The 11,331-nt window shown below is 70.5% G+C and carries 8 protein-coding genes; 5 read left to right on the top strand and 3 right to left on the bottom strand.

All coding sequences use genetic code 11. The features are described 5' to 3' along the window. The first annotated feature begins 355 nt into the window (after positions 1–355). Entirely contained in the window at positions 356–1,807 is a 1,452-nt protein-coding gene (locus ACFY5C_RS17995) for a DUF2079 domain-containing protein (RefSeq protein WP_389445286.1), read from the top strand. Positions 1,808–1,902: 95 nt separating this feature from the next. Here the strand turns inward: ACFY5C_RS17995 and ACFY5C_RS17990 are convergent, their stop codons facing one another. Both ACFY5C_RS17990 and ACFY5C_RS17985 read right to left on the bottom strand, forming a co-directional pair. Beyond that, positions 1,903–4,473: an ABC transporter permease gene (locus ACFY5C_RS17990; RefSeq protein WP_389445284.1), complete on the bottom strand. Its 2,571-nt coding sequence runs from the start codon at positions 4,471–4,473 to the stop codon at positions 1,903–1,905. After that, complete coding sequence (locus tag ACFY5C_RS17985) at positions 4,470–5,258, bottom strand: ABC transporter ATP-binding protein (RefSeq protein WP_389445282.1); 789 nt, start codon at positions 5,256–5,258, stop codon at positions 4,470–4,472. Before ACFY5C_RS17985 ends, ACFY5C_RS17990 begins: the two co-directional genes overlap by 4 nt. A gap of 384 nt (positions 5,259–5,642) precedes the next feature. Between ACFY5C_RS17985 and ACFY5C_RS17980 the strand changes: the two genes are divergently transcribed. Next, positions 5,643–7,202, top strand: a complete 1,560-nt coding sequence (locus tag ACFY5C_RS17980; protein ID WP_389445281.1) for an MFS transporter — start codon at positions 5,643–5,645, stop codon at positions 7,200–7,202. On the opposite strand, the gene ACFY5C_RS17975 is transcribed toward ACFY5C_RS17980, so the two are convergent. Further along, positions 7,164–8,363, bottom strand: a complete 1,200-nt coding sequence (locus ACFY5C_RS17975; protein WP_389445279.1) for an alpha/beta hydrolase family protein — start codon at positions 8,361–8,363, stop codon at positions 7,164–7,166. The genes ACFY5C_RS17980 and ACFY5C_RS17975 overlap by 39 nt on opposite strands. Positions 8,364–8,464: 101 nt before the next feature. Between ACFY5C_RS17975 and ACFY5C_RS17970 the strand changes: the two genes are divergently transcribed. From ACFY5C_RS17970 to ACFY5C_RS17960, 3 genes are all read left to right on the top strand, one after another. Beyond that, the gene (locus ACFY5C_RS17970) at positions 8,465–8,974 is read left to right on the top strand and encodes a GNAT family N-acetyltransferase (protein WP_389445277.1); all 510 of its coding nucleotides are present in this window, start codon (positions 8,465–8,467) and stop codon (positions 8,972–8,974) included. Between the two features lie 272 nt (positions 8,975–9,246). After that, positions 9,247–9,699 carry a DUF485 domain-containing protein gene (locus ACFY5C_RS17965; RefSeq protein WP_389445275.1) on the top strand — a complete coding sequence of 151 codons (453 nt, stop codon included), beginning with the start codon at positions 9,247–9,249 and terminating at the stop codon, positions 9,697–9,699. Next, a complete protein-coding gene (locus ACFY5C_RS17960) occupies positions 9,696–11,306 on the top strand; it encodes a cation acetate symporter (protein WP_389445273.1) in 1,611 nt (536 codons plus the stop codon). The genes ACFY5C_RS17965 and ACFY5C_RS17960 overlap by 4 nt, the downstream gene beginning before the upstream one ends. Positions 11,307–11,331 lie beyond the last annotated feature (25 nt).

Here is an 11,331-nt window from a genome sequence, read left to right as displayed (position 1 = left end):
TTTCCGTCCTGGGTGGGCAACACGAAGGGCCCGACACGTGTTGCGGGCCGGGGGCTTCCAGCGTACGTCGCTGCGCGGGCGGGCGCCGGAGCTGTGGATAACGTCCGTTCTCCGGTCCCCGGCGTTGACGTGACGTCGTGAAGGGGCTCCGCCCCTTCGACCCCGCCGGTGCTGCCGCCCCGGACCCCGCTTCGGCCCTGGACGGGCCTCGTCCTCAAACGCCGGACGGGCTGGATTGCGCGGTCCGGCGCCTCACACGTCCGACCGGCCGGAGCGCGTGGACCGGCGCCGGGGAAGTGACTGACTCGTACGGGTGGGCGAATACCCGAACGCGCGTACCGCGTAAGGTCCCCCCATGCCCACCCCCGCCACCTCCCCGACCCGGGACACCTCCTCGGACCCCCACATACCGGTACCCGCCCCGCGCGAGCCGGAGCACGCGCAGCCCGCTCCCGGGCGGCGTGATCCCTGGGTGCTCGCCGTCGTGCTGTTCGTCGGGTATGCGGTCGTCTCGGTCGGTCGTTACCGGCATCTGGGGCAGCGGTCGTGGGACCTGGGGATATTCGAGCAGGTCATCCGGTCGTACGCGCATCTTCAGGCGCCCGTCGCCGATCTGAAGGGGCCGGGGTTCAACATCCTGGGGGACCACTTCAGCCCGGTGACCGCGCTGCTGGCGCCGGTGTACCGGGTGTTCCCCTCCTCGGTGACGCTGCTCGTCGCGCAGGCGGCGCTGTTCGCGCTGTCCGCAGTGCCCGTCACGCGCGCCGCGGCCCTGCTGCTCGGGCGGCGGCGGGGGCTCGCGATCGGTATCGCGTACGGGCTGTCATGGGGGCTTCAGCAGGCCGTCGACTTCGACTTCCACGAGATCTGCTTCGCCGTCCCCCTGATCGCCTTCAGCCTCGAGGCGCTTCTCGGGCAGCGCTGGCGCGCCGCTCTGCTGTGGGCGGTTCCGCTCGTCCTCGTGAAGGAGGACCTGGGGTTCACCGTCACCGCCCTCGCCCTGGTCGTCGCCTGGCGGGCACGCCACCTCTCGCCGCGCGCGTTCCGCTACGCGCTCGGCGTCGCCCTGTTCGGCGTGGTGGCCGTCGCTCTCACGCTGCTCCTGGTCATACCGAGCTTCAACTCCGCCGGCACCTACGACTACTGGAACAAGGTGAGCGAGTCCGGCGGCGGCGGACCCCTCGACGGCCTCGACACCAAGCTGCGCACGCTGTGCTGGCTGATCGTCCCCACCACCGGGCTGCTCGCACTGCGGTCCCCGATCCTGCTCATCGCCCTGCCCACCATCGGCTGGCGATTCGTCTCCTCCTACGCGCAGTACTGGGGCACCGACTGGCACTACAGCGCCGTCCTCATGCCCGTCGTCACCCTCGCGCTCGTCGACGCGCTCGACACCACCAGGCACAGCCCGCGCGCTTGGCTGCGGTCGTACGTCCAGCACCTGCCGGCCGCCGTCGCCGCGGCCTCGGTCGCACTGACGACCGCGCTGCCGCTGTCCGCGCTGGCCGAGGGGGAGATCTACCGCAAGCCCGCGCGCGTGAGTGCCATCGAGCGGCTGCTGGGCACGGTTCCGGACGGCGCCTCCGTGGAGGCGAACATCGCTCCGATCAGCCGGCTCACGTCGCGCTGCCGTGTCTTCTGGGTCACCAACACGCGCGGCATCGAGCCGGACTTCATCGCCCTCGACAACTCCCGCAAGCGCTACCGCGATGTCGAGGCCTACGCCCGCACCCTGCACCCCGACGCCCGGTACACGATCAAGGGCACCGCCTACGGAGTCGTACTCCTGGAACGCCGGTCGGGATAGCGGACGCAGCGGCAGGGCCCCGCACACGTCCGGACCCGGTCCGAAGGTGTCACCCTCGGACCGGGCCCGTCCCCCGCAACCCCCGTGTGCGGTGGCTATTCGGTCGCGATCGCGTTCAATACGTTCATCCGGCCCGCCCTGAACGCCGGCACCAGGGCCGCGAACAGGCCCACGAAGGCCGAGCCGATGAAGACCCCGATGATCGTCGGCCACGGGATCTCGAGGACGTTCAGGCCCTCCAGAGCCAGCAGCTTCTGAGCCGTCGCGCCCCAGCCCATGCCGAGCCCGAGGCCCAGCAGGGCACCGAACAGGGCGATCACCACCGACTCCATGCGGATCATGCGGCGCAGCTGGCGCCGGGAGAGGCCGATGGCGCGCATCAGGCCGATCTCGCGGGTGCGTTCCACCACCGACAGGGCCAGGGTGTTCACCACGCCCAGGACCGCGACGATGATCGCCAGGGCCAGCAGGCCGTAGACCATGTTCAGGAGCTGGCCGACCTGGTCCTTCAGCTCCTCCTTGTAGTCGGTCTGGTCGCGGACCTGGTACTGCGGGTAGCCGTCGAGCGACTTCTTCAGGGCCGCGTACGCCGCCTCCTGCTGGCCGTCCTTCGCCTTGCCGAACATCATCACGCTCTGCGGAACGCGGTCGGCGGGGAGGTACTTCGACAGGGTCTCGATGCTCATGTAGCGAGCGCCCTGGTCGATGGAGGTGTCGTCGTCCGTGATGGCCGCGACCTTCAGCTTCGCCGTCTCGCCGCCCTTGAACGCGACGGTGATGGTGTCACCGACCCGCACGCCGTGCTTCTTGGCGTAGTCGGAGCCGACCGACATGGCGTCCTTGCCGTAGGCGGCGGAGAGGGTGCCCGCCGTGGTGGTGCGGCGCAGGTCCTCGGCGTACGTCGGGTCGGCGGCCGCGAGCCCGTGGTCGTCGGTCTTGCCGTCCGGCGAGGTCAGGGTGGCATCGACGTCCTTGTAGCGGGTGACGTGGGCGAGGCCCGGCGTCTGCTCCATGGCCTTCTCGGCCTGCGGGACGATCCGTCCCTGCTGGGGCATGACGATGAAGTCCGCGCCCACCGACTTGTCCAGCTCGCTCGTCGCCGAGGCGACCATCGAGGAGCCGACCACCGACAGACAGGCGACCAGCGCGAGGCCGATCATCAGGGCGGCGCCCGTGGCACCGGTACGGCGCGGGTTGCGCAGGGCGTTGCGCTCGGCCATGCGGCCGACCGGGCCGAAGGCGCGCAGCAGTACCGCGCTGATCACGCGGACCACGGCGCCCGCGAGCAGCGGGCCGATGACCACGAAGCCGATCAGGGACAGCACCACGCCGCCGCCCAGCATCAGCGCGCCGTCGCTCGCCTTGTCGGCGGTGGCGGCCGCGAAGAGGGCGAAGGCGCCCGCGCCCGTCAGGACCAGTCCGACCAGACCGCGGATCAGGCCCGCCTTGCCGTCGGCCGGCGTGCCGGCGTCGCGCAGGGCGGCCATCGGGGAGACCTTGCCGGCGCGGCGGGCCGGGAGGTAGGCGGCCAGCACCGTCACCACGACGCCGAGGATCAGGCCGACCACAGGGGTCGTGACCTTGACCGTGAGGTCGTCGGTGGAGAGGTTCATGCCGGCCATCGACATGAGCTTCATCAGGCCGACCGCGATACCGACACCGGCGCCCACACCGAGGACGGAGCCGATGAAGCCGAGCAGCAGCGCCTCCACCAGCACCGACCCGTTGACCTGCCGACGAGAGGAGCCGATCGCCCGCATCAGGCCGATCTCGCGGGTGCGCTGGGCCACCAGCATCGAGAAGGTGTTGATGATCAGGAAGATGCCGACCAGGAACGCGATCCCGGCGAAGCCGAGCATGGCGTACTTGATGACGTCCATGAACGCGCCGACGTCCTTGCGGTTCTCGTCGGCGGTCTCCTTGGCCGTCTGGATCTTGTACGTGCCGTCCAGGGACTGCGCGAGGGTCTGCTTGAGCTTGGCGTCGCTCACGCCGTCCGCCGCGCTGACGTAGACCTGCGTGAAGCGGCCGGTGGCGCCGAGCAGGGTGCGCTGGGCGGTGGCGGTGTCGAAGTAGACGACGGCCGCGCCCGGGTTGGTCACCTTCCATGAGGCAATGCCGACGATCCGCGCGCGGATGTCGCCGGTGGCGGCAATGGTGCGCAACTCGTCGCCCAGCTTGAGGTCATGCTTGTCGGCGGTGTCCGCGTCGACCATGACCTCGGTGGGCCCGCGCGGGGCGTGCCCGGAGGTGATCTCCATGGACTTCAGCTCGTTGTCGGTCCAGTTGCCGGCGAAGGTGGGCGCGCCGGTGGAGGAACCCATGTTCTTGTTCTCGGAGTTGACGACGGTCACGCTCATCGAGGCGACCGCGCCCTCCGCCTTCTTCACGCCGTCCACGGCCGCGACCTGCTCGACGGCCGAGGCGGGCAGCGAGGCGGGTTTGCCGGTGCCGCCACCGTCGTCCTCAACCTTGCCGCCCTTGGGGCTGACGGTGACGTCGGAGGAGGTGACGGCGAAGAGCTTGTCGAAGGTGGCGTTCATCGTGTCGGTGAACACGAGGGTGCCGCAAACGAAGGCGACGGACAGCAGCACCGCCACGGCCGACAGGGCCATGCGTCCCTTGTGCGCGAAGAAGTTGCGCATCGAGGTCTTCAGGACGGTCATGACGTACGCCCCCGGGCGTCGAAGTCCTTCATGCGGTCCAGGACGGCGTCGGCGGTCGGCTTGTACATCTCGTCGACGATGCGCCCGTCGGCGAGGTACAGCACCCGGTCCGCGTACGAGGCGGCGACGGGGTCGTGCGTGACCATCACGATGGTCTGCCCGAGCTCGGTGACGGATCGCCGCAGGAAGCCGAGGACTTCGGCGCCCGCGCGCGAGTCGAGGTTTCCGGTCGGCTCGTCACCGAAGATGATCTCCGGCCGCGCGGCGAGCGCACGGGCGACGGCGACACGCTGCTGCTGGCCGCCGGAGAGCTGGGTGGGCCGGTGCTTGAGCCGGTCGGAGAGCCCCACGGTGTCGACGACACGTCCCAGCCAGGCCCGGTCGGGCTTGCGGCCGGCGATGTCCATGGGCAGCGTGATGTTCTCGATGGCGTTGAGCGTCGGCAGCAGGTTGAACGCCTGGAAGATGAAGCCGATCCGGTCCCGGCGCAGCTGCGTGAGCTTCTTGTCCTTCAGCCCGGTGATCTCGGTCTCGTCGAGGTAGATCTGGCCGCTGGTGACGGTGTCGAGCCCGGCGAGGCAGTGCATCAGGGTGGACTTGCCGGACCCCGAGGGGCCCATGATCGCGGTGAACTGGCCACGCGCGATGTCCACGTCGACGTGGTCGAGGGCGACGACCCGGGTCTCCCCCGACCCGTACGCCTTGACGACCTGCCGCGCCCGCGCGGCAACGGCCGTACGCCCTCCAGTACCCCCGTGCCTGGGAATGGTTACAGCCGATGTCACGGTATGTCTCCTATGTCTTGCGACGGTCGGTCACTGCTACGACCGTCAGTCTTGTCGCGGGAGAGGGGCCGGCGCGCTGGTGCCCAGCCCCCTCTTGTGCGGGGGAAAACCCCACCCCCGCCGGTTCGGTGAGCCGCCCCCCAGCGGCGTAAAGCCAGGTTAAGGACGGACAGCGGGGCGTCTCGTCCTCCGCCGGTACGAACCCTCCCCGACCCCTGGTACGGAGGTACCCCTAGGGGCACTCCACCCTTCGATGGAGAGCGTCTCGGGGTTGTCTCCTCCCTCGGACCCATCAAGGCTCCACCCTCCCGCCGCGTGAGGGTCAAGTGGGAAGCTGTTCGGCGGCGGATAGGTGCAAGGGGAAAGCAACAGGAGAGGACCCCGGTGGGCAGTACGAGACCCGCGATACGCGACACCGCACAGCGCACCGGAACCCCGAAGCGGTCAGCCGTGGTCGCGGCCCTGATGCTCGCGATGGCGCTGGCGGCACTCGACGCCACCATCGTCTCCACCGCCGTACCGCAGATCGTCGGCGACCTCGGTGGGTTCTCCGTCTTCTCCTGGCTGTTCTCCGGCTATCTGCTGGCCGTGACGGTGACCCTCCCGGTCTACGGCAAGCTCTCCGACACCTTCGGCCGCAAGCCGGTGCTGATCGCGGGCGCGGCGCTGTTCCTGCTGGGGTCGCTGCTGTGCGCGGTGGCCTGGAACATGGGGGCGCTGATCGCGTTCCGGATCGTGCAGGGGCTGGGCGGCGGAGCTCTTCAGGGGACGGTTCAGACGCTGGCCGCCGACCTGTACCCGCTCGATGAACGCCCGAAGATCCAGTCCAAGCTGTCGACGGTGTGGGCGGTTTCGGCAGTCGCCGGTCCCGGGGTGGGCGGGGTCCTGGCGGCGTACGCGGACTGGCGCTGGATCTTCCTGATCAACCTGCCCATCGGGGCGGTCGCGTTGTGGCTGATCGTGCGGTACCTGCACGAGCCGCAGCGTGCCAGGGGCGCGAATGCGGATACGACGGTCACGCGCGCGCGTGTCGACTGGGCGGGCGCGCTGGCGGTGTTCGCGTGCGGTGGCGTGCTGCTGACGGCGCTGGTGCAGGGCGGGGTGGCGTGGCCGTGGCTGTCCGTGCCGTCGATCGCCTTGTTCGCCGCGGGACTTGCGCTCGCGGCGGTCGTGGTGCTCGTGGAGCGCCGGGCGGCCGACCCGATCATCCCCGGGTGGGTGTGGCGGCGCCGGACGATCGCGGCGGTGAATCTGGCGCTCGGCGCGCTGGGGCTGCTGATGGTGGCGCCGGCGGTGTTCCTGCCGACGTACGCCCAGTCGGTGCTCGGTCTGGCGCCGGTGGCGGCCGGATTCGTGCTGTCCGTGTGGACGTTGAGCTGGCCGGTGTCGGCGGCGCTCAGTCAGCACGTGTATCGCAGGATCGGCTTTCGCAACACGGCGATGCTGGGGATCGGGACGGCGTCGCTGATCCTGCTGGCGTTTCCGTTCCTGCCGTATCCCGGGCAGGCGTGGCAGCCGACGCTGCTGATGCTGTTGCTGGGGGCGGCGCTGGGGTTGTTCCAACTGCCGCTGATCGTGGGCGTGCAGTCGACGGTGGGCTGGTCGGAGCGGGGCACGACGACGGCGTCGGTGCTGTTCTGCCGCCAGACGGGGCAGACCCTCGGCGCTGCGATCTTCGGCGCGGTCGCCAACGGGGTGCTGGCTTCGCGGCTCGGCGGGGCGAGCGACCTGGACTCGGTGACGCGGGCCCTGGACTCCGGCAGTGCGGCACCGGAGGCGACCAGGCGGGCCATCGCCGACGCCGTGCACGCCGTGTATCTGGGGGCGTCCGGTGCGGCGGCGCTGGCCTTTCTGGTGCTGTTGCTGCTGGCGCCGAGACGGTTCCCGGTGCTCAAGGAGGACGGCTCAGGGAAGACGGACGGTGACCTCGGGGTTGGCCGGTGACGGCCCGTCCAGTACGGGCTGCGGGACGCCCTTGAGGTGCAGGTCGAAGAACGCGGCGACGTACGCGCGCGTGAGGGCCAGCGAGCGCCCGTAGGGCAGCGGCGCGGTGTCCGGGACGCCGATGAGCTCCGCGAGCAGGGGCACGTCGGTGAAGGAGCCGTGGTCTGCTACGGCGAAGGTCAGCCAGCGCTTCCAGCCGTCGAGTTCGACCCAGGTCTCGTCCCAGGTCGTGTCGAGCGGGGGCCTGTTCTCGGCCCCGATCATCAGGAAGGGCCGGCCGTCGAGTCCGCCGGCGGGCACCGGGGAGAAGAAGGTGCCGTCCATGTTCACGCCGGCCCGTACGCGCGCGTCGGCGGCCATCGTCGCGGCGGCTGCGTTGCCACCGATGGAGTGCCCGGCCATGCCGATCCGCTTCGCGTCGATCACGCGCGCGTACCGCCATGCGGGGTGCCGCCCCGTCAGCCGGTCGAGCACGAAGGACACGTCCTGCGCACGGCTCTCCGCAACGGTCGAACCGCCGATCGAGGGGGACTCGTCGCAGATGGCGCAGGGCAGTGTCTGCCCGTCGGGAAGGGTGGTACCGGCGCTCTCGTACGGGTGGTCGACCAGCGCGACGACGTATCCGCGGCCGGCGAGGTCCTCGGCGAGACCGGTCAGGGTCGCGCGGGGAAACGTGAACCCGGGCGAGAGCACGACGAGCGGGAACCGACCGTGCGCCGGACGGGCCTGCGTGTGCGCCCAGGTGCGTACGCCGCTGATGGCCTCCGGCGGAACGCCGGCGTCGGGGACCCTCAACTCCAGCAGCAGACGGGCCTCTTCGGGGGTCATGTAGGGAGCCGTCGGTCCGCCCGTGCCGGGGCGGGCGGGGTAGTACATGGACACCATCAGCCGACGGGCACCCGCGGACGGCACCCAGGGGTCCGGTCGGTCGTGGTCGACGAGGTGGAGGGTGCTGCGGCCGACGGCGTGCGGGCCGGTGGGACGCGGGAGTCGGGCCGACCCGGCGGGGGTGGTGGTGGAGGCTGCGGAGTCGGCGAGGGCGGAGGCAGCGGACAGGGGCGCGGCGGAGGCGGGCCCCGCGGCGACGGCGGGCAGGGTCAGCGCGGGCCCGAGCGTGAGGACGGCGGACGCGGCGACCGCCAGGAAACGTGATCTGGTCATGCAAAGGACGCTAGGCCGCGGCCCCCTGGCCGGGCGTCGCCCTGAAGTCCCCTCCCCTTAAAGCCCCGTGGTACCGCGGACGGACGCATACCCTGGCCGTCATGCTGACCCTCGAACGCCTGCGCGCCGACCACGCACCCGCCCTGCTCGCCTTCGAGGCGGAGAACCGGAAGTACTTCGCGCGTACGGTCCCGGACCGCGGCGACGCGTACTTCGAAGCCGCCGGGTTCGCCGCGAGACACCAGGCACTGCTGGCCGAACAGGACGCCGGGATCTGCCACTTCCACCTCGTGCTGGACGACGAGGGGCGCATCGTCGGGCGGGTCAATCTGATGGACGTCGAGGACGGTTGCGCCGAACTCGGGTACCGCGTCGGCGAGCGGGCGGCCGGCAAGGGCGTCGCCACGGCGGCGGTGGGGCAGGTGTGCCGGATGGCCGCGACGGCGTACGGACTGACGTCCCTGGTCGCCAAGACCACCCTGGACAACCTCGCCTCCCGGACCGTCCTGGAGAGGAATGCCTTCACCGCCGTGGAGGACATCACGATCGACGGCCGGCCCGGGATCCGCTACCGGCGCTCGCAAGCGCCCCTCCCCGACGACACGGCCTGAAGCCGCCACCCTGACGCCGGCAGCCGATGCTGGCTCACCTGAAGTAGTGCGGCGGTTGCTTGCTGTTGCTCACAGCCGACTCAAAAGTCTGAGTTAACGGCGGTAACACTCCAGGTCAGACACGGTTCGGTGAAGGAAGTGCATACCGACCACTCAGTTCGATGAAACCCTCGCGCTCGATAGGTACTCCGAAGTAACGTGCGTGGCTCGCCCGCCCCCCACACTCCCTGCGGTCCGCCGCACCGGACCCGAGCCACGCAAGGAGCACCGGGATGTCCTCCCCGTACGACCCATACGCCGGCTACCCCTGGCAACCCCCCGACCCACCGCAACCACCCCCGTCCCCACACCACCGAACCCCCGATCACCCACCTCTCGGGCACCACCGTGACCTGCGGATCCTGCGCACCGCCTACCGCTGGCAGCGGCGCGTGGCGACGCTCACCGCGCTCGGCTACTTCACCCTCTTCCTGATCCTGTCCGCCTTCGCGCCCGGTTTCATGTCGAGCACGGTCGCCGACGGCCTGCCCGCGGGCATGCTGCTCGCGCTGCTCCAACTGCCGGTCACCTGGCTGGCGATATGGCTGTACGAGCACACCGCCCGGCGTTACGTCGACCCGCTCGCGGACCGCATCCGCAAGGAGGCCGCGGTGGACGCCAAGCGGGAGTCGGGCAAGCGGGAGACGGGCAGCCGGGACACGGGGCAGAGGGAGACGTGGCGATGACGGAATTCAGCGATAACGCACAGGCGATGTCGCTGGTCGCCTTCTGCGCGGTGGCCACCGTGACGCTGCTGTTGTGCGTGATGACGGGCCCGGACCGGGACGACCTCGACGAGTTCTACACGGGTTACAGCTCCCTGTCCCCGATGCGCAACGGCCTGGCGATCGGCGGCGACTACATCAGCGCGGCCACCGTGCTCGGGACCACCGGTGTGGTCGCGCTGTGCGGTTACGACGGGATCGTGCTGGCCCTGAGCACCGCCCTGTCGCTGATGCTGCTGATGTTCCTGCTGGCCGAACCCCTGCGCAACGCGGGCCGGTTCACCATGGGCGACGCCCTCGCGCGCCGGATGCCGGGGCGGGGCGTACGGATCGCGGCCTGCGCGGTGACGCTGGCCGCGCTGGTGCCGCTGATGCTCGTGCAACTGGCCGGGACCGGGCAGCTGCTGGCGTTCATCCTCGGATTTTCCAGCGACACCCTGAAGACGGGGTGCATCGTCGGCCTGGGCGTGCTGATGATCAGCTACGCGGCGATCGGCGGGATGAAGGGCACCGCACTCATCCAGATCCTGAAGCTGGTGATGCTGCTCGGATCGGGCGCCGTGGTCGCCGTACTGATACTGGACCGGTTCGCCTGGGATCCGGGCGCCCTGTTCAACGCGGCGGCGGACGGCAGCGGGGTCGGCCCGGCGTTCCTGGAGTCGGGTCTGCAGTTCGCGGGCGGTCCGCATCCCCGGCTCGACATGATCAGCTCCCAGCTCGCGGTCGTCCTCGGTGGTGCGGTCCTGCCGCACATCACCATGCGCATGTACACGGCGTCGGGCGCTCGTCAGGTGCGGCGCTCCATGTCGTGGGCGGTGTCGAGCGTGGCACTGTTCGTGCTGGTGATCACGGTGGTCGGCTTCGGCGCGACGGCGCTGATCGGGCGTGAGGTGATCGCCGGGGCGGACCCGCAGGGCAACACGGCGTATCTGCTGGGCTCCAGGGCCGCGTTCGGCGCCGAGGTCTCCACCGCGGAGACGCTGCTGTTCACGACGGTCACCACGGCCATCTTCCTGACCGTGCTCGCCTCGGTGGCCGGCATGATCCTCGCCTGCGCCAACTCCCTGGCCCACGACGTGTTCGCCACCCGGCTGCGGGAGCTGTCCGGCCGCCGCGAGATGATGGTGGCCCGGCTGGCGGCGCTGGCGGTGGGCGTCCCGGCGATCGTGCTGGCGACGATGGTCCAGCACCGCAGCCTTCAGCCGCTGGTGACGCTGTCCTTCACGCTGGGCGCCTCGGCGATCGCCCCGGCCCTGGTCTACAGCCTCTTCTGGCGCCGGTACACGCGGTCCGGTCTGCTGTGGACGCTGATCGGCGGCTCGCTGGTCGTGCTGGTGCTGATGCCGGGGACCAATCTGGTCTCCGGGTCGCCGATCTCGGCCTTCCCCGAAGCCGACTTCAACTGGTTCCCGTTCACCACGCCCGGGCTCGTGTCGATTCCGGCCGGCTTCCTCTTCGGCTGGCTGGGGACGGTCCTGTCGGGGCAGGGCAAGTCGGAGGAACAGCGGCGGCAGTACGAGGCCGTGGAGGGGTGGATTCTGGCGGGGGCGGTACGCAGGGGGAACTGAGCCTGCCTCACGGGGCCCGGGTCGG

Source organism: Streptomyces sp. NPDC012935, from assembly GCF_042900345.1.
Classification (GTDB): domain Bacteria; phylum Actinomycetota; class Actinomycetes; order Streptomycetales; family Streptomycetaceae; genus Streptomyces.
Note: the sequence above shows the minus strand (reverse complement) of the source record. Positions and strands in the feature narration are given on the sequence as shown.